The sequence below is a fragment of the Janthinobacterium sp. 1_2014MBL_MicDiv genome (assembly GCF_001865675.1).
Classification (GTDB): Bacteria; Pseudomonadota; Gammaproteobacteria; order Burkholderiales; family Burkholderiaceae_D; genus Janthinobacterium.
Genome location: NZ_CP011319.1, coordinates 4,486,533 through 4,509,796 on the forward strand (window position 1 = coordinate 4,486,533; position 23,264 = coordinate 4,509,796).

Annotated in this window: 8 protein-coding genes and 1 rRNA gene; 3 read left to right on the top strand and 6 right to left on the bottom strand. The window is 67.4% G+C overall.

Annotated features, from left to right (window positions below):
* Positions 1–38: 38 nt before the first annotated feature.
* The 5 genes from YQ44_RS19365 to YQ44_RS29100 form a co-directional block, all read right to left on the bottom strand.
* A complete protein-coding gene (locus YQ44_RS19365; RefSeq protein WP_071324773.1) occupies positions 39–17,675 on the bottom strand; it encodes a non-ribosomal peptide synthetase in 17,637 nt (5,878 codons plus the stop codon).
* Positions 17,672–17,923 carry an acyl carrier protein gene (locus YQ44_RS19370; RefSeq protein WP_071324774.1) on the bottom strand — a complete coding sequence of 84 codons (252 nt, stop codon included), beginning with the start codon at positions 17,921–17,923 and terminating at the stop codon, positions 17,672–17,674. Before YQ44_RS19370 ends, YQ44_RS19365 begins: the two co-directional genes overlap by 4 nt.
* 66 nt (positions 17,924–17,989) lie before the next feature.
* On the bottom strand, positions 17,990–19,648 hold the full coding sequence (locus YQ44_RS19375) for a fatty acyl-AMP ligase (RefSeq protein ID WP_071324775.1): 1,659 nt from the start codon (positions 19,646–19,648) through the stop codon (positions 17,990–17,992).
* A gap of 404 nt (positions 19,649–20,052) precedes the next feature.
* Complete coding sequence (locus YQ44_RS19380; protein ID WP_083411956.1) at positions 20,053–20,772, bottom strand: LuxR family transcriptional regulator; 720 nt, start codon at positions 20,770–20,772, stop codon at positions 20,053–20,055.
* Positions 20,773–20,890: 118 nt separating this feature from the next.
* The gene (locus tag YQ44_RS29100; RefSeq protein ID WP_156894914.1) at positions 20,891–21,199 is read right to left on the bottom strand and encodes a hypothetical protein; all 309 of its coding nucleotides are present in this window, start codon (positions 21,197–21,199) and stop codon (positions 20,891–20,893) included.
* A 36-nt stretch (positions 21,200–21,235) separates the two neighbouring features.
* Here YQ44_RS29100 and YQ44_RS19385 point away from each other — a divergent pair, with 36 nt between their 5' ends.
* The 3 genes from YQ44_RS19385 (at position 21,236) to YQ44_RS19395 (ending at position 22,827) form a co-directional block, all read left to right on the top strand.
* Positions 21,236–21,790 (top strand): acyl-homoserine-lactone synthase, encoded by a 555-nt coding sequence (locus YQ44_RS19385; protein ID WP_071324776.1) that lies wholly within the window; start codon positions 21,236–21,238, stop codon positions 21,788–21,790.
* Between the two features lie 89 nt (positions 21,791–21,879).
* Positions 21,880–22,281: a DUF4902 domain-containing protein gene (locus YQ44_RS19390; RefSeq protein WP_083411957.1), complete on the top strand. Its 402-nt coding sequence runs from the start codon at positions 21,880–21,882 to the stop codon at positions 22,279–22,281.
* A 156-nt stretch (positions 22,282–22,437) separates the two neighbouring features.
* Positions 22,438–22,827 carry a DUF4902 domain-containing protein gene (locus YQ44_RS19395; protein ID WP_071324777.1) on the top strand — a complete coding sequence of 130 codons (390 nt, stop codon included), beginning with the start codon at positions 22,438–22,440 and terminating at the stop codon, positions 22,825–22,827.
* Between the two features lie 276 nt (positions 22,828–23,103).
* On the opposite strand, the gene rrf is transcribed toward YQ44_RS19395, so the two are convergent.
* Positions 23,104–23,216: ribosomal RNA gene (gene rrf / locus YQ44_RS19400) — 5S ribosomal RNA — on the bottom strand.
* Positions 23,217–23,264 lie beyond the last annotated feature (48 nt).

Below are 23,264 nucleotides of genomic sequence, written 5' to 3' on the forward strand. Positions count from 1 at the left end.
CGTTCGGCGGCATGGCGACGCCAGCGCCCGTGCCAGTCCTATTGATCTTCTTGCGCCAGCAATGCCAGCAGCTGCTCCTCCGTCAAGTCGTCGATGCCGGCGCCCGCCCTGGCGATGTCATCCGATGCGAAGCGCGCCATCTGCTCCTGCGCCACCAGTTCGCCCAGGAAGGCGATGGTCGGCGTCTGGAACACCCTGGCCAGCGGCACCTCGACGCCAAACTCTTCGCGGATGCGCACCAACAGGCGCATCGCCAGCAGCGAATGGCCGCCCAGTTCGAAGAAATGGTCCTGGCGCCCGATGCGCTCGATGCCCAGCAACTGCTGCCAGATGCCGGCCAGCGCGCCTTCCACCTCGCCGATCGGCGCTTCCCAGTCGCGCTTGACGACGGCCTGCGCACCGGGCGCCGGCAGCGCCTGGCGGTCGATCTTGCCGTTCGGCGTGAGCGGGAAGGCATCGAGTTCGACGAAGGCGCCCGGCACCATGTAGGCCGGCAGGCACGCCGACAGCTGCTCGCGCAGCGCGGCAACGGCCAGCGCCGCGCCGTCGCAGGCCAGCACATACGCCACCAGCCGCTTGTCGCCGCCCGCCTCGTCGTCGCGCGCCACCACCAGCACTTCGCGCACGCCATCGCACTCGGCCAGCCGCGCTTCCACCTCGCCCAGCTCGATGCGGTAGCCGCGGACCTTCACCTGGAAGTCATTGCGTCCCAGGTACTCGAGCTGGCCGTCCGGCAGCCAGCGTCCCAGGTCGCCGGTGCGGTACAGGCGCGCACCGGGCGCCGCCGAGAACGGATCGTTGCCGAAGCGCTGCGCCGTCAGGTCCGGCCGCAGCAGGTAGCCGCGCGCCACGCCGGCGCCGCCGATGCAGATCTCGCCGACGGCCTGCGGCGGCACGAGGCGGCCTTCGCCATCGAGCAGGTAGATCGCCGTGTTGTCCAGCGGACGCCCGATCGGGATATCGCCGGACGGCAGCGCCTGGGCGCCATCGAACATCGAACCGGTGACATACACGGTGGCCTCGGTGGGGCCATAGGTATTGAGCCAGCTGCAATGGGCCATGCCGTCGGCCGCCATCCATGTCGCCAGGTGACGCCGTTCGGCCTTTTCGCCGCCCACCACCACCAGCCGCAATTGCGGGCAGCGCGGCACGCCAGGGTCGCGTGCCTGCCGCGCCCACTGATGCCAGAACGCGGTCGGCAGTTCCGCCACGGTGATGGCGCTGTCCTGCACGAAGTCGAGGAAGGCGCGGTCGGGCACCAGCATGCCGACGGGGCACAGCACCAGCGCGGCGCCGGCCGCCAGCGGCGTGAAGATTTCTTCCACGGCGCTGTCGAAGCTGACGGACGAGAACTGCAGCATGCGGTCGCGCGGCGTCAGGCGGCTGTTGCGCAGCGCCGCGTGGATCATGTTGACCACGTTGCGGTGCTCGACCATCACGCCCTTCGGCTGCCCCGTCGATCCCGACGTATAGATCACATACGCCAGGTGGCGTTCGAGCAGGCCGGCCGTCTGCGGCGACGGATTGTCGTCGCGCCCGTCCACGGGAGCGGCAGCCGGCAGCACCGGCACGGCCACGTCCAGCGCGCTGTCGGACAGCACCAGTTTCGGCGCGCAATCGGCCAGCATGTAGGCCAGGCGCGCCGGCGGATAGGCCGGGTCCAGCGGCACATAGGCGGCACCGGCCTTGAGCACGGCCAGCAGCGCCACGATCATTTCCACGCTGCGCGGCAGGTGCACGGCGATGCGGTCGTCCGGCGCCACGCCGCGGGCCAGCAAGTCGTGCGCGAGGCGGTTGGCGCGGCGGTTCAACTCGCCGTAGCTGAGCTGCTGGCCCGCATGTTCGAGCGCCAGCGCGTCGGGCTGCGCCGCCGCCTGCGCCTCGAACAGCTGGTGCACCAGCATGCCCGGCGTGTGCACCCGCGGCGGCGGATTGACGCCATGCAGCAGATGCGCGCGCTCGGCGGCAGGCAGGCGGTCCAGGGCCGCGAAAGGCTGCTGCGCATCGCCTTCCAGCGCCGCCACCAGTTGCCCGATGGCGTGCAGCAGGTAGCCGAACACGCGCTCGGGACCATGTTCGCGGTAGCACTGGACGGTCAGCGCGAAGCCCTCGCCCATGTCGTCTACCGTCAGCTCGCACGGATAATTGCCGCGCTCCTCGGCCGCCAGCACGCGCATGCCGTCCCATTCCATCAGCGCTTCCACCGTGCCGTCCGGGCTGTGCACGAGCTGGCTGTGGCGGTAGTTGAACAGGGCGTTGAGCAGCGGCGTGCCGGCAGGCAGGCCGCTGGCGCGCTGGGCCAGGGCCAGCGGCGCCTGTTCATGGCTGAGCAGTTCCGTCAGGCGGCCGTACGCTTCGTCCAGCACTCGGGCGACGCTGCGCCCGCCACCGAGCGAAATGCGGATCGGCAGCGTGTTGATGAACATGCCCAGCACCTGGTCGGCGCCGCTGGAACCCTGCAGGCGGCCCGACAGCACCGTGCCGAAGACGACATCGTCGCTGCCCGCATGGCTGGCCAGCACCTGCGCCCAGGCCACATGGAACAGCGCCGCCAGGGTGGTCTTGTGCTGGCGCGCCGCTTCGCGCATGCGCGCTGCCAGCGCCGGCGCCAGGTGCTGCTGGAAGGCGCCCATGCGCTCCTCGTCGTGCGCCGGACCGAACAGGCCAAACGGCGCCGTCGCCTCCTCCACGTCGCCCAGCTGGGCGCGGAACCAGGCCGCATGCTCGTCCTCGCTGACGGAATGGGTCAGCGCGATGAAGTTGCGGTACGGTAGCGCCGCCGGCAAGTCGCCATGGCGCTCCTGCAGGATCAGGCGGATCTCGGCCAGGATGAATTCCATCGTCACGTGGTCGCAGATCAGGTGATGGTCGAGCAGCACCAGCAGCCACTTCGACGATTGCGGATCGGCGGCGATGGTGGCCGACATCAGCGGCGCGCGCGTCAGGTCCAGCCGCACGTGGCGCGGATCGACGCGTTGCAGCAGCTGCGCCAGCGCACCGCCCTCGCCGTCCAGCGCCAGCTCGGCCAGCGGCAACGGCGCATGGCGCAGCACCACTTGCACGGGCTGCGGCAAGCCGTCCCAGAAGACGGCCGTGCGCAGGATGTCATGGCGGTCGATCACTGTCTGCAGCGCCGACAGGAAGGCATCGAGGCGGCCGCGGCTGTCGAATTCGATCGCCACCCGCGCCAGGTAGGAATCGCCCTCGCTTTCCAGCAGATGCTGGAACAGGATGCCTTCTTGCAGGGGACCGAGCGGATAGATGTCCTGGATGTTGCGCATGCCGTCCGGCACGCCGGCGGCGATGCCGTCGATGGCTTCCTGGCTCAGCGCCACCAGCGGCAGCATGGCCGGCACGATGGCGTCGCAACCGGCCGCGATCAGGTTCGGCGGCGCCTCGAAGGCGGCCGCGCCACCCTGCTCCAGCGCGCTCGCCAGTTCGGCCAGGGTCGGCGCGTTGAAGACCATGCGCACGTCCGCCGCATGGCCGTGCGGACGCAGGCGCTCGATCAGCGACACCACCATCAGCGAATGGCCGCCCAGCTCGAAGAAGTGGTCGTGGCGGCCGACGCGCTCGATTCCCAGCAAGTCCTGCCAGATCTGCGCGATCGCCTCTTCCACCGCGCCCTGCGGCGCGGCATAGCGGCGCGCCGCCATCGCTTCCTGGTCCGGCGCGGGCAGCGCCTTGCGATCCAGCTTGCCATTCGGCGTGAGCGGGAAGGCCTGCATCACGACGATGGCCGACGGCACCATATAGGCCGGCAGCACGGCGGCCAGCTGCTCGCGCAGCGCGGCCACGGGCACGGCCGCGCCCTCGTCGGCCAGCAGATAGGCCACCAGGCGCTTGTCGCCGCCCTGGTCGTCGCGCGCCAGCACCACCGCTTCGCGCACACCGGCGCACTCGCCCAGGCGCGCCTCGATTTCACCGAGTTCGATGCGGAAGCCGCGGATCTTCACCTGGAAATCATTGCGGCCCAGGTACTCGATGCTGCCGTCGGGCAGCCAGCGTCCCAGGTCGCCCGTGCGGTACATGCGCGCGCCCGCTTGAGCTGGCGCGGCGAACGGATCGGCAATGAAGCGCTCCTGCGTCAGTTCCGGACGGAACAGGTAGCCGCGCGCCACGCCGGCGCCGCCGATGTGCAGCTCGCCCGTCACGCCCAGGCCGACCGGCTGGCCGTGGGCATCGAGGATGTAGATGCGGGTATGCGCAATCGGGCGCCCGATCGGCACCGGTCCCGTGTCCGCCGCGCCGCACAGCCAGTAGCTGGCCCACACGGTGCACTCGGTCGGGCCGTATTCGTTGTACAGCGCCAGTCCCGGCACGCGCGCCGCCTGCGCGCGCAGCGCTGGCGGACAGGCTTCGCCAGCCACGATCAGCGCCTGCAGCGCATGCTGCCGCGGCAGGTGGTCGAGGATCAGGCGCGCCAGCGAGGGCACGCACAGCAGGCTGGTGATGCCTTCGGCGGCGATGTACTGTGCCAGCAGCTGGGGATCCTGCGCCACGGCCTGGCTGCCGATGTGCAAGGTGCCTTGCGACACCAGCGTGCCGAAGATGCCGGCGATCGAGCTGTCGAAGCCGATCGACGACAGCAGCAGGAAACGCTGGCCTGGCGCATACACGGCGCTGCGGGCCCGGGTCGACGCCATCAGGTTGTGGTGCTCGATCATCACGCCCTTCGGCATGCCGGTCGAACCGGAGGTGTAGATGACATACGCCAGGTGCCGCGGCAGCAGGGCCTCGAGCACCGGATTGGTGGCCGGGCGGCGCGCGATTTTCTTCGCATCCTCGTCCAGCGCCACCACCGGCGCGGCGATCCACGGCAGCAGGTCGAGCTGGGCCGACTGGCTCACCAGCGCGGCCGGCGCGCAGTCTTCCAGCATGTAGGCCAGGCGGTCGGCCGGGTAAGAAGGGTCGAGCGGCACATAGCCGCCGCCCGCCTTCATCACGCCAAGCAGGGCGACGGCCATGGCCACGCCCCGCTCGAGGCAGATGGCGACCCGGTCGTCGGGCGCGATACCGAGCGCCAGCAGGTGATGGGCGAGCTGGTTGGCGCGGCGGTTCAATTCAGCATAGCTGAGCGACTCGCCCGCATACACGACGGCAGGCGCATCGGGGCTGGCGGCGGCCTGGTGCTCGAACCACTGGTGCGCCAGCCACTGCTGCGGCGGCGGCGCCAGCGCTGCACCGTTGAACCCGTCGAGCAGCAGTTGGCGCTCGGCTGCCGGCAGCACCGACAGCTGCGCCACCGGCGTGGCGGGAGCGCTTTCCAGCGCCTCCACCAGGCCCAGCAAGGCCGTCTGCAGGTAGGACACGATGCGACGCGAGTCGATGCCCTGGCTGCATTGCGCCGTCACGGCAAAGCCGTGCGGCATGTCGTCGACGCGCATGGTCAGCGGATAGTTGGTCAAGTCTTCCGTGCGCAGCACGCGCATGCCGTCGAGGATCTGGTCGGCATCGTCGCCGCCGTCGTGGGCCGTGGCGACCTGGCTGTGGCGGTAGTTCAGCAGGGCGCTAAACAGCGGCAACGGCGCCGCCACGCCGCTGGCGCGCTGGGCCAGCGCCAGCGGCGCCTGCTCGTGCGCCAGCAATTCGCTCATGCGCTGGTAGGTTTGCAGGACGACGTCGCGCACGCTGCGGCCCGTCAGCGAGACGCGCAGCGGCAAGGTGTTGATGAACATGCCCAGGGCGCGGTCGGCGCCCTCCGAACCTTGCAGGCGGCCCAGCAGGACGGAGCCGAACACCACTTCTTCGCGGCCGCTGCAATGGCCAAGCACCTGCGCCACGGCGACATGGAACAGCACCGCGGCATTGATGCCATGCGTGCGTGCGGCGGCACGCAGGCGCGCGGCCAGCGCCGGCGACAGGTTCTCGCGCACTTCGTCGACGGGACCGCCGTCGCCCTGGATGTCGAGCAGGCCGTACGGCGCCGTCGGCTCGTCGATGTCGGCCAGCTGGGCGCGGAAATACGCTTCATGCGCGCTGGCCGGCACGGCGTGGGTGTGCGCGATGAAGTTACGGTACGGCAGCACCGGCGGCAAGACCGGCGGCGTCCCGCTTTCCTGCGCCGCCAGGATGGCGCGGATTTCATCGACGATGAATTCCAGGGTCACGTGGTCGCACACCATATGATGGCTGAGCAGCACCAGGAACCAGTGCGAAGACTCCGGATCGGCCGCCACATGGCAGGCCAGCAGCGGCGCGCGGCGCAGGTCCAGGCGCAGCTTGCGCGTGTCGGTGCGCTCGAGCAGCTCGGCCAGCGCATCGCCGCCGGCGGCCAGCTGGAGGGTTTCCACGGGCAGCGGCGCGTGGCGGTACACCACCTGCACCGGTTGCGGCAAGCCTTCCCAGCGCACGGCGCTGCGCAGGATGTCGTGGCGCGCGATCACCACCTGCATCGCTTCCAGGTAGCGCTCCAGGCGCGTTTGCGAATCGAAGGAAAACACGGAACGCAGCAGGTAGGCGTCGCGTCCTGACTCCAGCAGGTGATGGAACAGGATGCCTTCCTGCAGCGGAGCGAGCGGATAGATGTCGGCGATATTGGCCGCGCCCTGCGGCACGCTGGCGGCGACCAGGTCGATCTCGGCCTGGCTCAGGGCGACCAGCGGCAGCATCTCCGGCGTGATGGCGGCACAATCGGCGGGAATCTGCGGCGGCGGCACGACGAAGGCCGGTGCGGCCTGCCGCGTGGCGGCGGCGGCCATGGCGCACAGGGTCGGCGCGCTGAAGATGCTGCGCACGTCGAGCTGCATGCCTTCCTTGCGCACGCGCTCGATCAGCGCCACCACCAGCAGCGAATGGCCGCCCAGCTCGAAGAACTGGTCCTGGCGTCCCACGCGGGCCACGCCCAGCAGGTCTTGCCAGATGGCGGCCATGGCCGTTTCGGCCGCGTCCAGCGGCGCCTCGTATTCGCGCATGGCCAGCGCAGCCTGGTCGGGCTGCGGCAGCGCCTTGCGATCCAGCTTGCCGTTCGACGTGCGCGGCAGCTCATCGAGCAGGACGAAGGCGGCCGGCACCATGTACGACGGCAGCTGGGCAGCCAGCGGTTCGCGCAGCTGCGCCGGTTGCAGCACGGCCTGCGGCTGCGCCAGCACATACGCCACCAGGCGCTTGTTGCCCGGCGTGTCTTCACGCACCAGCACCACCGCCTCGCGCACGCCATCCAGCAGCTTCAGGCGCGCTTCGATCTCGCCCAGCTCGATGCGGAAGCCGCGCAGCTTGACCTGTTGGTCGACGCGGCCGACGAATTCCAGGTTGCCGTCGGCGCGCCAGCGCGCCAGGTCGCCGCTGCGGTAGCAACGGCTGCCGGCCGGGCCGAACGGATCGGCGATGAAGCGCTCGGCCGTCAGCTCCGGCAGGTTCAGGTAACCCTGCGCCACGCTGTCGCCGGCCACGTGCAGCTCGCCGGCCACGCCCAGCGGCACGGGCTGGCCATCGCGGTCGAGCAGGTAAATGCGGCGGTCGCCGATGGGGCGGCCGATCGGCAGCAGTTCCACGTCGTCGGCCAGGCCGGCCGGCACCACGTAGCAGCTGCTGAAGACCGTGCACTCGGACGGACCGTAGCCATTGACCAGGCGGATGTCGGGACAGGCGCGCTGCAGCTTGCGCACATGCGCCGCCGAGACCTGCTCGCCGCCCACCATCAGCTGGCGCACGCCGCGCAGCAGCGCCACGTCGACGTCGACCATGGCGTTGAAGAAGGTCGAGGTGATCCACATCAAGTTCACGCCGTGCGCCTGCACCGCCGCGCCGATTTCCTGCGGCGTCGGATTGGCGCCCGCATACAGCACGGCGCAGCCGCCATGGGCCAGCACGGGCCACAATTCCAGGGTCAGCGCATCCCACGAGGCGGACGAATATTGCAGCGAAACACAATCGGCCGCGTAATCGACATAGTCGACGCCCAGCATGAAGCCGAGGATGCTCTTGTGCGGAATCGCCACGCCCTTCGGACGGCCGGCGGAGCCGGACGTGTACATGCAGTAGGCCAGGTCGTCGGCCGTGGCGCGCGGCGCCGGATCGCTGTCCGGCTGCAGCGCCAGCAGCGCATCGATCTCGTCCACGCACAGCAGCACGCGGCCGTCCAGCGGCAGGGCCGGCGCCAGCGCGCTGTGGCTGAGCACCACCGTGCAAGCCGTATCGTCGAGCATGAACGCCAGGCGCTCGGCAGGATAGGCCGGATCGAGCGGCACATAGGCGGCGCCCGCCTTGAGGATGCCCAGCAGGCCGGCCACCATGTCGGCGCCGCGCTCGATGCAGATGGCCACGCGGTCGCCGGCAGCGACGCCGAGCCCGATCAAATGATGCGCGAGGCGGTTGGCGCGGCGATTCAATTCCCCGTACGAGATGAACTGCCCGTCGTGGCGCAGCGCCACGGCCAGCGGCTGGGTAGCGGCGCGGTCGGCAAACAGTTCGTGCACCAGCCGGTCGTGCGGGCATGGCCGCACGCCGGCATTGAAGCCATCGAGCAGCATGGCGCGTTCGGCTGCGGGCAGCAGCGGCAGCGTGCCGATGGCCGCCGGCGCATCCGCCTCCAGCGCGGCCACCAGGCCCTGCACGGCTTGCTGCACATACTGCGCCACACGCAGCGGATCGATGCCCGCGGCGCACAGCGCATGAATGGCAAAGCCTGCGCCCAGGTCATCGATCGAGACGGTCAGCGGGTAGTTGGTGCGCTCCTCGCTGCCCAGCAGCGTGATGCCGGACAAGCCCATGCCGGCGCTGCCGTCCGCGCTGTCGAGGGCATTGCCGTGGCGGTAATTCAGCAAGGCGGAGAACAGCGGCAGCGGGCTGGCCACGCCGCTGCAGCGCTGCGCCAGCGCCAGCGAAGCTTGCTCGTGGCTCAGCATCTGCGACAGGCGCGCATAGGTTTCCGTCACCACCTGCCGCACGTCGCGCTGCGCCAGCGAGACGCGCAGCGGCAGCGTGTTGATGAACATGCCCAGCACGCGGTCCGCGCCGCTGGAGCCCTGCAGGCGGCCGGACAGCACGGTGCCGAACACCACGTCGTCGCGGCCGCTGCACTTGCCCAGCACCTGCGCCATGGCCACGTGGAACAGCACCGCCGCCGTCACGCCGTGGGCCCGCGCCGCGGCGCGGATGGCGTGCGCCAGCTCGGCCGGCAAGGCCAGTTCGGCGGCGGCTACATCGCTGCCGTCGCCGCGCACGTCGAGCAGGCCGAATGGCGCCGTAGGTTCATCGATATCGCCCAGCTGTTCACGGAACCAGGCTTCATGCGCGCTGGCCGGCTGCGCCAGTCCCTCGGCCACGAAATTGCGGTATGGCAGCGGCACCGGCAATGCGGCGCCCTGGCCGGCCAGGATCAAGCGGATTTCGCCGATGATCAATTCCAGCGTGACGTGGTCGCACACCAGGTGATGATTCTGCAGCGCCATCAGCCAGGCGCCCGTCGCGGCGTCGTGCGCCACGTAGGCGGCCAGCAGCGGGCCGGCGCGCAAATCCATGCGCATGGCGCGCGGATCCGTCTGCGCGCGCAACTGCGCCAGCGCATCGGCGCCCGGCGCCACGGCAATCTCGTGCACGGCCAGCTGGGCGTCGCGCTGCACCACCTGCACGGCCTGCGGCAAGCCTGCCCAGTGCACGCTGCTGCGCAGGATATCGTGGCGGTCGATCACTTCCTGCAAGGCCGACAGGAACGCATCCATGGTGCCGCGCTGCTCGAACGACAGCATCGAGCGCAGCAGGTAGGCATCGCCCTCGCCGCCCAGCAGGTGATGGAACAGGATGCCGTCCTGCAGCGCCGTCAGCGGATAGATATCGGCGATGTTCGCCGCACCCTGCGCCACGTTGGCGCACAGGGCGTCGATGTGTTCCTGCTCCAGCACCACCAGCGGCAGCATGGCCGGCGTGATGGCCTGGCAGCCGGCGGGAATCGCGTTGGCCGGCACCGTCGCAGCGGCGTCGCCCTGCCCCGCGCGGCCGACGGCTTGCGCCATGGCCGACAAGGTCGGCGCGGTAAACACATGCTTGACGTCGAGCGCCATGCCTTGCTGGCGCAGCCGCTCGATCAGGGTGATGACGGTCAGGGAATGGCCGCCGAGTTCGAAGAACTGGTCGTTGCGGCCCACGCGGGCGACGCCCAGCAGCTCCTGCCAGATGGCGGCAATCGCGCACTCCACCGCTCCTTGCGGCGCTTCGTACTGGCGCGCCACGAGCGCCGACTGGTCCGGCGCCGGCAAGGCCTTGCGATCGAGCTTGCCGTTCGCCGTCAGCGGGAAGCGCGCCAGCGTCACATATGCCGACGGCACCATGTAGTCGGTCAGCACGGCCGACAGCTGCTGGCGCAGCGCGGCGGCCGACGGTTCGGCGCCCTGCTCCGCGATCAGGTAGGCGACCAGGCGCTTGTCGCCCGGCGCATCCTCGCGCACCATCACGACGGCTTCCTGCACGCCATCGCAGGCGGCCAGGCGCACTTCGATCTCGCCCAGTTCGATGCGGAAGCCGCGCAGCTGCACCTGTTCGTCGATGCGGCCCAGATGGGCCATCTCGCCGTTTTCCAGCAGCTTGCCCAGGTCGCCCGAGCGGTACAGGCGCTGCCCCGGCTGCCATGGATGGGCGATAAAGCGTTCCGCCGTCAGCTGCTCGCGGTTCAGGTAGCCGCGTCCCAGGCCATCGCCGCCGACATAGATTTCGCCGACCACGCCGACCGGCAGCAATTGCTGCTGCGGCCCGAGGATCAGGGTGCTGGTGGTGGGGATCGGCGTGCCGATATTGTTCGAATTGGAGGCGATATCGGAGGCCGTGATGCGCTTGAACGTCACGTGCACGCACGTCTCGGTGATGCCGTACATGTTGACCAGGGCGACATGCGGGTAGCGGGCGGCAAAATCCTGCAGGTTGACGGGATCCAGTCCCTCGCCGCCGAAGATCACGTAGCGCAGGGCCGGCAGCGTCAGGCCGGGCTGACGCTTGGCTTCGGCGATCAGGTTATAGAAGGCGGTCGGCGTCTGGTTCAGCACCGTCACGCCTTCGGCCGCCAGCAGGGCCAGCACGGCGGCGGGGTCGCGCCGCACTTCTTCCGGCACGATGGCCACGCGGCCGCCGTGCAGCAGCGCGCCATAGATCTCCCACACGGAGAAATCGAAGGCGCAGGAATGGAACAGGCTCCAGACATCGGCGGCGCCGAAATTGAATTGCAGGCGGTCGTTGACCAGCAGGCGCACCACGTTGCGGTGCTCGAGCATGGTGCCCTTCGGCATGCCGGTCGAACCCGAGGTATAGATCACGTAGGCGAGGCTCGACGCGCCGGCCAGCGGCGCGGGGTTCTCTTCCGGGAAGGCCTGCGCGGCAGCCACCGCCAGGACCGGCAATCCCGCCGGGAACAGCGCCGGACTGACGTCGTCGCCGGCGATCACGCACACGGCGCGGCAATCGTCCATGACATAGGCGATGCGTTCGGCGGGATAGGCCGGGTCGACGGGCACATAGGCGCCGCCCGCCTTCAGCACGGCCAGCATCGCCACCAGCAGGTCCGCCGAGCGGCCCAGGCACAGCGCCACCATGGCGTCGGCGCCCACGCCCATCGCGCGCAGCTGGTGCGCCAGACGGTTGGCGCGGCGGTTCAGGTCGCCGTAGCTGAGGCGGGTCTCGCCGCAGCTGACGGCGATGCTGTCCGGCGTGCGCTCCACCTGTGCCTCGATCAGCTGGTGGATGGTGGCCTCGCGCGGCCACGCGGCGGCGCTCTGGTTCCACGTCGCCAGCTGCTGCCGCTCTTCATCCGCGTCCAGCAGGGGCACGCTGTCGATGACGGCGCCGTCGTTGTCCGCCAGCGCCTGCAGCAGCACCTGGTAATGGCGCATCATCTGCCGCATCAGCCAGGCATCGAAGAAGTCGGCGTTGTACACCAGCTTGCCCGCCCACTGGCCGCCGGCGTCATGCAGGTACAGGTGCAGGTCGTTCTTGCCGTAGCCAAGGTTGGTTTCGATGATCGCGGCCGACAGCCCGCCCGCCTGCAGCTGCTGCGGCGCGGCCTCGTCGAACTGGAACAGCACGTCGAACAGGGCCGTGCGGCTCATGTCCTTCTCGGGCTTGAGCGCCAGCACGAGCTGGTCGAACTGCATTTCCTGGTTGTGCAGGCCGTCGCGCAGCTGGCGCTCGACCTCCGTCAGCAGCGACGCCAGGGTGGCGCCGGCAGGACAGGCATTGCGCGTCACCAGCAGGTTGGCCAGCGGGCCGACCATGTGTTCCAGTCCCGGCGCGTTGCGGCAGGCGACGCTGGTGCCCACCACCAGCTCGTCATGTCCGGCATAGCGGCGCAGCAGGGCATTGAACGCGGCCAGCAGCACGGCAGTATGGCTCACGCCGTGGCGGCGCGCCACGGCCTTCAGCCGCGCCGTCAGGCCGGGCGCCAGCTCGAAGGCATGGCGCGCGGCCGTGAAGGTATGCACGAGCGGACGCGGGCGGTTCAGCGGCAGCTCCATCGCCTGCAACTGGCCGCGCAGCTGGTAGCGCCAGTAGAACAGCAGCTCGTCGCGGTGCTGCGCGAGGAAATCGCGCTGCCACGCGGCATGGTCGGCGTACTGCAGCGCCAGCGCAGGCAGCTGCGGCGCGCGGCCCTCTTCCTGGGCGGCGCACAATTCCAGCAATTCCTGTCCGATCAGCTGCATCGAACGGCGGTCGGCCACCGCATGGTGGGCGCAGACGGCCAGCACGCTGCTGCCGTCCGTGCCTTCGACCAGCACGGCGCGCAACAGGGCGCCGCCGATGAAGTCGAATGGCTGCTGGCTCGCCTCGATGGCGCGCGCATGCACGTCGCCCGCCTCGCAGCGGATATGTTCGAGCCCGATGGACAGTTGCGGATCGAGGCTGGCGACCACCGTTTCGCCGGCCATGCCGATGCGGCTGCGCAGCACGTCATGGCGCGCGACGATGGCGTCGAGCGCCACTTGGAGCACGTCCGGCGCCGGCGCACGGTGCCAGGCGAGCAGCAGGGGAATATTATGGTAGACGGGGCTGGCGGGATACAGGCTGCCAGCTTCGAAGGTGTCGATGAACCACATGCGGTTCTGGTGGGCCGACAGGGCTTGCGGCGACGGGCCGCGCGGCGCGGCCGGCACGTCGGCCATGGCGGCCGGCGTCACGCCGACGTGGCGCAGCGGCTGCAGCGGCGCGCTCTCGAGCGCCTCGACCAGCTGCGCCAGCGCGGCGGCCGTGTAATGCGCCAGCTGCAGCGGCGCGATGCCGCCGACGCACTGTGCCGTCAGGACGAAGTCGTCGCGCGCATCGTCCACGTTCAGGGTGAACGGATAGTTGGTGCGCTCTTCGGCGGTAAGGAAACGCATGCCCTCGCCGGCCGCGACGCTGGCGCCATCGATGCTCGACGGCGCGCTGTGGCGGTAGTTCAGCAAGGCTGTAAACAGCGGCGTATTCGCCGCCACGCCGCTGCAGCGCTGCGCCAGCGCCAGCGATGCCTGCTCATGTTCGAGCAGGCTGCTCAGGCTATCCCAGGTGGCGTCGAGCACCTGGCGCACGCTGCGCCGTCCCAGCTGCACGCGCACCGGCAGGGTATTGACGAACATGCCGACCGGGTTGCCCTGCACCTCGACATCCTGCAGGCGGCCGGACAGCACGGTGCCAAACACCACGTCGTCGCTGCCGGACAGCTGGGCCAGGACCTGGGCCCACGCCACGTGGTACAGCGCGGCGGCTGTGGTGCGGTTGCCGCTGGCGGCACGGCGCACGCGCGCGCTCAGCGCGGCGCCCAGCAGATGGCGCGCCTCGGCCGCCTGCGAGCCGTCGGCCTGCACGTTGGACAGGCCCAGCGGCATGGTGGGACGGGTCACGTCGCCCAGCTGGCGGCGGAAATACGCCTCGTGCAGCGCCGCCGGCACCGCCCTGGCGCGCGCCACGAAATCGCGGTACGGCAAGGCCGGCGGCAGCTTGCCGCCTTCGCCGCGCAGGATGGCCTGCACTTCGGCCAGCAGGATGTCGAGCGTGATGTGGTCGCAGGCCAGGTGATGGATCAGGATGGCGAGGTAACAAGCGCCGGAGCGCGGGTCCTGCGCGGCATAGGCCAGCATCAGCGGCGCGGTGCGCAAGTCCAGGCGCACGTGGCGCGGATCGGACAATTGCAGGAACTGCTGTTCGCAATCGCCGTCCGCATCGAGTTCCACGCTACGCGTTTCCATCTGCGCATGGCGCTGCACCACCTGCAGCGGCTGCGCCAATCCTTCCCAGCGCAAGCTGGTACGCAGCATGTCGTGGCGCTCCACCAGCTGCTGCAGCGCGGCCAGGTAGGCATCCAGGCGGGCGCGCGTATCGAGCGCAAACGCGGCGCGCAGCAGATAGGCGTCGCCTTCGCTCTCGAGCAGATGGTGGAACAGGATGCCTTCCTGCGGCGGCGCCAGCGGATACATGTCCTGCACGTTGGCCGCGCCGCCCGGCACGCCGGCGACGATCTGGTCGATGTCGGCCTGGCTCAGCGCCACAAGCGGCAGCATCTGCGGCGTGATCGCCTCGCAGCCGGCGGGAATCGCGTTGGCCGGCACGCCGGCGGAGGCCGGCGCGGCGGAGGCTGCAATCACGGCGGCCAGCGCCTGCAGGCTGTTGGCGCCAAACACCGCGCGCACGTCGCATGCCACGCCGAGCGCCGCCAGCCGTTCGATCATCTCCAGCACCATCAGCGAATGGCCGCCCAGTTCAAAGAAGTGGTCATGGCGGCCCACGCGCTGCAAGCCCAGCAGCTCTTGCCAGACCTGGGCGATGGCGCCTTCCAGCGCGCCCTGCGGCGCTTCGTACTCGCGCGCCACGGCGGCGCCGGCATCGGGCGCCGGCAAGGCCCGGCGGTCCAGCTTGCCATTCGGCATCAGCGGGAAAGCGTCCAGCACCACGAAGGCGGCCGGCACCATGTAGGCGGGAACGGCCTGCGCCAGTTGTGCGCGCACGCGTTCCGGCGCCAGCACGGCGCCGGCAGCCGGCACGAGATAGGCCACCAGGCGCTTCGCGCCCGGCACGTCTTCGCGCGCCACGACCAGCGCCTCGCGCACGCCTTCGCATTCCTGCAGCCGCGCGCCCACTTCGCCCAGCTCGATGCGGAAGCCACGGATCTTGACCTGGAAGTCATTGCGGCCCAGGTAGGCGATATTGCCGTCGGCGAGCCAGCAGGCCAGGTCGCCGGTGCGGTACAGGCGAGCGCCAGCGACGAAGGGGTCGGCGAGGAAGCGCTCGGCGTTCAGCTGCGGACGCTCCAGGTAGCCACGCGCCACGCCGGCGCCGCCCACGTAGATTTCACCCGCCACGCCCGGCGGCACCGGCTGCATGGCGCCGTCGAGGATGTAGATGCGCGCATTGGCGACGGGACGCCCGATCGGCAGCTGGTCGGGACAATCTGACGCGTACTCATACACCGTGCTGCACACCGTCGCTTCGGTGGGGCCATACGCATTGAAGAAGCGCCGGCCGGCCGACCAGTGGCGCGCCAGGGCGGCCGGGCAGGCATCGCCGCCGACGATCAGCGACTGCACCGTCGCCAGGTCGGCATCGGGCGGCAGCGCGGCCAGGGCCGCCGGCGGCAGGAACAAATGGGTCAGGGCGCCGCGCTGCACGGCGTCGACCAGCGGCGCGCCAGGCAGCAGCGCTTCGCGCGTGGCCAGGTGCAGGCTGGCGCCGGCGCTGAGGGTCAGGGCAATCTCCCAGATGCAGGCATCGAAGCTGCACGAGGCAAATTGCAGCACGCGGCTGGCCGGCGTGATGCCGAACAGCACCACCTGGTCATGCACGAGGTTCCACAGGCCCGCGTGGTGATTCATGACGCCCTTGGGCTGTCCGGTCGAACCGGAGGTATAGATCACGTAGGCCAGGTGCCGCGCGTCGAGGCCCAGCTGCGCCGGATCGGGATTGCCATCGGGCGCGCTGCCGCCCTGCGCATCGAGCATCAGGGTCGGCAAGGCGGTCGGCGGCAAGGCGGCGGATGCCAGCGCCGTGCTCACCAGCGCGCGCGCGCCGCAATCGACCAGCATGTAGGCGAGCCGCTCGGCAGGATAGTCCGGGTCGAGCGGCACGAAGGCGGCGCCCGCCTTCATGATGCCCAGCATGCCGGCCACCATGTCCATGCCGCGCTCGACGCACAGGGCGATCCTGTCGTCAGGCTGCACGCCCATCTGGATCAAACGGTGCGCCAGCTGGTTGGCCTGGCCATTCAATTGCGCGTAGCTGAGCGTACGCCCGTCCATCGCGAGGGCGACGGCGTCGGGCTTGCTGGCGGCGTGGGCTTCGAACAATTGCTGGATGGGGCGGGCGGCGGGGAAACCGCGCGCGCCGCCGGCAAAGGTGCCCAGCAATTGCTGGCGTTGTGCCGCGGACAGGGGCGACAGCGCGGCATGCGCCTGCTGATCGTCGGCAGCCATCTGCGCCAGCAGCGATTCCAGGTAGCCGGCCCAGCGCTCGACGCTGGCACGCGCCAGCACGTCCGCATCGAACTTCAGTTCGCAGCGGATGCCCTGTTCCAGTTCGAGCACTTCCAGCACCAGCGGGAAGTGCGCGTGGCCGCCGCTTTGCAGCAGCGGGAAGGACTGCAGGCGCACGCCGCCCCACTCGGCGACCGCGTCGGCGCCGCTCCACAAGGCCAGCAAGTCGCTGGCGTGGCGCGCTTTCTGGAAGACGAAAGCCGTCTGGAAAATCGGATGCTCGTGGCTTTCGCGCGCCGGCTGCAGGCGTTCGACCAGGTCGGCAAACGGCAAATCCTGCTGCGCCATGGCGCGCAGGGTGGCGCCGCGCACGCTGCGCAGCAGCTGGGCCACGCTCTGCTCCGCCTCATGCGCGATGCGCACGGCGACCGGATTGACGAAGTCGCCCACGACCTGGTCGAACTGCTGGCTGGTGCGGCCGGGCATCGGCGTACCGATCACGATATCGTCCTGGCCCGTCAAGGTGCGCAGCAGCAGGCCGTAAGCCGCCAACATGGTGGTAAACAAGGTCGAGGCATTCCGGCGCGCCAGCGCATGCAGTTCGGCGGCAAACTGCGCCGGCAGCGAAAAGCCGACGCTGTCGCGGCGCCCGCTGACGCGGCCCGAACGGGTGACATCGCTGCGCAACTGCAGCACCGGCAGCTCGCCCCCCAGGTTCCGCTCCCAGTACTGGCGCTGCGCTTCGGCAGCCGGGCTGTCCAGCCAGGCACGCTGTTGCGCGACATAGGCGGCGTAATCGGCCTCCGGCGGCAAGGCAGGCAAGGCCTGGCCCCGCATCAGCTGGCCCAGCTCGTCCAGTAACTGCCAGTAAGACCAGCCATCGCAGGCGATATGGTCGAACACCAGCAGCAGCACGCCATCCTGCGCGCCCTGCGCGTACCAGTGCGCACGCATCAGCGGCGGCGCCGCCAGGTCGAAGGCGATGCCGCAATCGGCCTGCACCTGCCGCGCCAGATCGGCGTCTGCGCTGCCCCGGACATCACGGCAGATCAGCTGCACCGGCGCGCTGCCGGCGATGCTTTGCTGCGGCGTGCCGGCCGACTGGCGGAAGCGGCTGCGCAGCATCGGATGGCGCGCGGCCAGCGTCTGCAGCGACGCGTCGAGCACATCCAGGTCCAGCGCGCCCTGCACGCGCGCCGCAAAGCCATTGTTGTGCGTGCCCTGGGTGGCCGGGTCCAGCTGGTACAGGAACCAGCGGCTGCTTTGCGCGGCGGACAGGGGGAACCACGATTGGGTCAGGTCGAGCGCGCTCATACGGCACCTGCCGTCTGCGCGGCGCGCGCTTGCAGGTGCTGCGCCAGCTGGCGCACCGATGGGTAATCGAACAGCGTCTCGAGTTCGAGCTCGATGCCGGTGCGGTCATGGATGGCGCGCGCCAGGCGCAGGGCGACGAAGGAATCGACGCCTTGCTGGTCCAGGGTGGTGGTGAGGGAAATGGCGCCGCGTTCGGCATTGGTCAGGTCCGCCAGGAGGTCGACCAGGCATTGTTCAAACAGGTTCATGGGGTTCTCTTCGCAAAAGTCAGGCAATGGCTATCGCGCCGCAGGCGGCGCATGGAATGGTGGAAATCAGGGAGCTTCGGCACGCGCCAGCGCGCCATCGAGATAATCGAGCCGGCACTGGTTGCGCCGGACCTTGCCGCTCGAAGTCCGGGGCAGCGCGCCAGGCTTGATGAACAGCACCTCGTCGAGCGTCAGGCCCAGGTTCGCCGTCACGGCGGAGCGCACGCTGGCGGCAACCTCCGGCCACTCGGCATGGCGGCGCAGCCACTCGCGCTTCAGTTCGAACACCAGCACGGTGCGCTGCTTGTCGCCATCGACGATGCTGAAGGCGCCGCCCCCGGATTCGCGCAAGGCGATGTGATTGCGTTCGGCTTCGTTCTCGATGTCTTGCGGCAGGTATTTTTTGCCATAGTGGATGATCAAGTCCTTCAGGCGGCCGCTGACGAAGAGCTGGCCGTTGCTGACATAGCCCAGGTCACCGGTGCGCAGGTAGCGCTGCGCGCCCTCGTCCGCGATGCTGGCGTGGAAATACTGTTCGCTCAGTTCGGCGCGCCGCCAGTAGCCCAGCGCGACGCTCGATCCCTGCACCCAGATCTCGCCCACCAGGCCATCGGCCAGGCGCTGGCGGCTATCGGGGTCGACAATGGCGATGTGCGTGTCGTGGCGCGGATGGCCGCAGCCCACGATGGCGCTCTCGTCGCGCTGCTGCACTTCCAGCCCGGCGCCGCGTTGCGCTCCCGTGATGAACAGGGTGGACTCGGCCATGCCGTAGCAGGCATAGAAGGCCTCGGGACGGAAGCCCACGGAGGCGAACCTGCGGATGAAGGCGTCGATGGCCTCGGGACGGATCGGCTCGGCGCCGCAGAACGCCACGGACCAGGCCGACAAATCCAGGCCGGCCATGTCTTCGTCGCGGATGCTTTGCGCGGCCAGCTGGTACATGAAATTGGGGCCGCCGCTGGTCGTCATGCCAAAGCGCGAAATGATCTGCAGCCAGCGCTCCGGATACTGGACGAATTCGGCCGGCAGCATGCAGCTGGCGCTGCAACCGGTGTACATCGATTGCAGGATGCCGCCGATCAAGCCCATATCGTGGAACAGGGGCAGCGCCGTAAACACGCTGGAGCCGGCATCGAGCTGCATGCCCTGGCCGATGGCCAGGCAGTTGTTGACCAGGTTGCCATGGCTGACCATCACGCCCTTGGGGTCGCCCGTGGAGCCGGACGTGTATTGCAGGAAAGCCAGGTCATTGCCGGACAGCGCAGGCAATGTCCAGCTGGCGGCCATGGCCGCCAAGTCGTCACACGCGGACCAGGTGCGCATGTCGATGCAGTCGCTGACCGCCTGGGCATCGTGGAAATGCGCCGGCGCCACTTCGTCGCTGTCGCAGATCAGGGCGCGGAAGGCGGCATCGCGTGACAACACCTGCAGCCGTTCGAGCAAGGCATGGCGGCGCGGCAAGGCCGTCGGTACGGCGACGGCGCCCGCCATCAGGCAGGCGAAGAAGGCGATCACAAAATGCCGCTGCGACTTGCAGGTCAGCAGCACGCGCTCGCCGGCCAGTCCCCGCGATTGCAGCAGGGCCGCCAATGCCGCGGACTCTTCCCACACGCGCTGGAATGTCAGGACATCGGGGACCAGGCTGGCGCCCTGGAAGAAGCGGTATGCCGTGCCGTCGGGCGAGGACTGCGCACGCTGCAGCAGGATTTCCGGAAAGGTTTTCATGGCGGCCTATCCCGCGATGCGCAGATTGGACAGCGCGCCGGCAGCGGGCCGGAGACGGTCGGGGGAAATGGCTGGTCTGGCGAAATGCATAGTCGTCACTCACACGAAAAAGGGGTCGGAATGTGTGATGTGGCAGACAGGAAAACCGTAAAAAGCCGTCCATCGCAGGCGAATCAACATCGTTCACCTTGCTTCTCCACACCATGCACAGCGGTGTTTATAGGAGCCCATTAAACGTGAATGCGCAGGCGGAGATAACTGTCAGATTTGACAGTGAAGGTCAGGACAGGGAAAAAATGAGGAGGAAAAACGCGGGCCGACAACGTGGCGCGCCGCAGTGTGCAGAGAGGAAAAACGGCAGGCAGGGGCTGGACGCGGAAGGCGCCCGCCGAGGCGAAAAAAAATTACAGCAGGCGCAACATCGCGGCCTTGACGACGCCCGCGGTTTTATTGACGACGCCCAGTTTGACGAGGGAATTGGTGATGTGGAAGTTGACGGTACGCTCGGAAATATCCATGATCTGGGCCACCTCGCCCGACGTCTTGCCATCCGCCGTCCAGCGCAGCACTTCCACTTCGCGCGCCGTCAGCATGATGGCCGGTTCGGCATCGCGCTTCATGCTGGCCAGGCGTACTCCGCCCTCGTGAACCGCCTGGGCCAGCCAGGACAGCTGTACGGAATTTTCCCGCAACTCCGTCAGCGTAATCTCCTCTTGCGAGCGCGCCAGCGTCAGCATGCCGACATTGCTTTTGGCATCAAACGACGATTGCGCCCAGCCATGCTTCAAGCCATGCCCGCTGGCATCGGTCCAGAAGTCGGGACAGCTGGCGAACAATTGCGGCGACCACACGACGGGCATGGCGGACTGGATACCGTGAGCAACGGTGGGATCGACCGCCAGGTAGTTCTCGCTCGCGTAGCGCTGCTGCCATTCGGTGGAATAATTACTTAAAAGCAACATCTTGGGATTGGAGACGGGCAACGGCATGCGCAAGCCATAGGCGCAGTACTCGAAGCCCAGGTCGCGCGCCGCCTTCGCGATGGCGGCGAAAAACGTCTCTTCCGTGGTGGCGTTCGTTAACGCTTCGCTTTGCTCTTCTCGCCAGACAATTTCACGTTTCACAGAATCATCCTCACACTGGAATGCCGGGCAATATGGCCGGCAAAAAAAGCAACTGTCAGATCTTACAGTGTCCCAAACACCATTTTTGCCTCAGGATAGACTGCACCTTTGTTTCTCTCTATCCTGACAAATGAAAAAATGGGGTCAAGCCGGACATGACAGTCATCGCATTTACAAGGGCTCCTTTTGAGAACCAAGCAAAATATTCTTGCTGGCCAAATTTTGGCGATGCGGCATGGACATCAGCAAATCCATTGCCGAATAGCAGCAAACCTCGAATATAAGCATCTCTTTTTATCATTGCAAGAAAAATATTGATTATTTGATATAGGTGGTGGCGATACAGCACCAGCCGTGCTGAAAATGGGGGGAGCTGTAAAAGATGACAGTTATGCGGGTTCGTTGAAAAAGGTTTAATGGCAACCATTGGGAATCTTGATGTACCACCACTTGGAGCGCGCAGATGAACGTAATCACAGGCAAAACCGGAGCACTTCCCGAAGAACTTCTGACCAGTCTCGCGCACTATCGCCACAAGGTGTTCGTGGAAACACTCGGGTGGGATTTGAAAACCAAGAATGGCGAGGAACTCGATCAATTCGACCGCCCCGATACCCTGTATGTGGTGGCAAAGGATGAGCAAGGGCAAATCAATGGCTGCGCCCGGCTTTTGCCGACAAGCCAGCCCTATCTGCTCGGTGAAGTCTTTCCCGAACTGATGCAAGGACAGCCCATTCCCTGTTCATCCGATATCTGGGAACTTTCCCGTTTCGCCTCGGTGGATTTCAATGGCGGCAAGACGTCCGCCCTGGCGCAGTTTTCCTCGGGCGTGGCGGCGCAACTGCTGCGCGAATCGATCGCCATTGCCAAGGCACATGGCGCGAAGCGTCTGATCACGGTCTCGCCGATCGGCATCGAGCGCCTGTTGCGCCATACGGGCGTCCATGCCCACCGCGCGGGTCCGCCGATGATCATCGGTGGCCATCCGATTTTTGCATGCTGGATTGAAATCGACTAAGCAATATCCCGCCATCGCCCGTGTTGACGGCGCAGGCAAGGACGGGACTCGCCCACCAATGACCTCGCGGTCTGATATTCGGAGGTTCCATGGACAAAAACAGATTGCTCGTGTCGGAGTCTGGCTATATACACCTTTCCTTCGCGGAGCTGCAGGATATCAGCCTGATCCACCTGATTTCCGGTCTCGACGAAGACATGGCCGGCATGCCGGCAGAAGGCGCGATACCCACCGCCATCACCGGCTATACGGAATGGATTGCCGATGGCAACCAGGGTGTCTCGATTGGCTGGGACTGGCAAATGCAGGGCGATAGCCACCATGTCCAGCTGACGCGCGTAGGCGACGCCAGCAGCAACGTCATGCTGCAAAGCGAAGCGCGCATGGATCTGGGAACGGCCAAGACGGCACTGCTGCTTGAAGTGCTCATCGATGGCCTCAACTGGCAACCGACCACCTTGAATTATGTGAACGAACGTTACAGTAATTAAAAAAAGAAACCGATGAATTTAACAAATATATTAACAAAAAACATAAATAGCGACGGCAGGGCCTTATACTATGAGACTTGCTGGTAGCGCCCCCGAAAATCCGTCCTTAGTGCGCGATTGCGCATCACTTGTTTATCCCTGTTCTGTTTCACATCCATGCTAACGATCTCTCCGGACGGTTATATCCGTCTTTCGCTTACCCAGCTTGGCGCCGTCAAGCTGATTCACCTGACATCGGGTCTGGATGAAGATATGCCGGCGTGTACCGCCGAATCGGCGGCGGCCACCGTCATCACTGGTTATACGGAATGGGTCAGCGATACGACTCCTGCCATTTCAATCGGCTGGGACTGGATCATGAAGGTAACGGATGGCGCCGTGCGCCTGACACGCCTGGGTGAACCACGCAGCAATTGCATGCTGAAAAATGAAAATGACGATGACCTGGGACCGGCACGCAGCAACGCCGCCCTGGCCGGCTTTGTCGATACCCTGGCCTGGCAAGGCGAAGCCGAGCACCATATCGCCTCGCGTTATCACCACTAGCGCCTGTTAGTATCCTGAAAATACAAAGGCACCGCATGGCGGTGCCTTTTTTTACGCCTGTCGATTCCCAACTGGGCGCGATAACGCCAGCTAACGCCAGCGCATCGCCCACCAGCCGCGAAAACCGCATTCGGGATGCACCCCAAAATCAGCCAATTCTGCCGCCATTCCGGCTTTTTCATCATGGGTTCAGGCCAGCAAACATAAAAACAAAAGCACCAGACGAAAAAAAACCCCGCCATTGCTGGCGGGGTTTTCCTCTACTGCGTATAACAAGCCTGACGATAACCTACTTTCACACTGGTTGCAGCACTATCATCGGCGCAAAGTTGTTTCACGGTCCTGTTCGGGATGGGAAGGGGTGGGACCAACTTGCTATGGTCATCAGGCATAACTTGTATGACAGCCTGTCCCCGACGGGGCGACAGGTGTCGAAA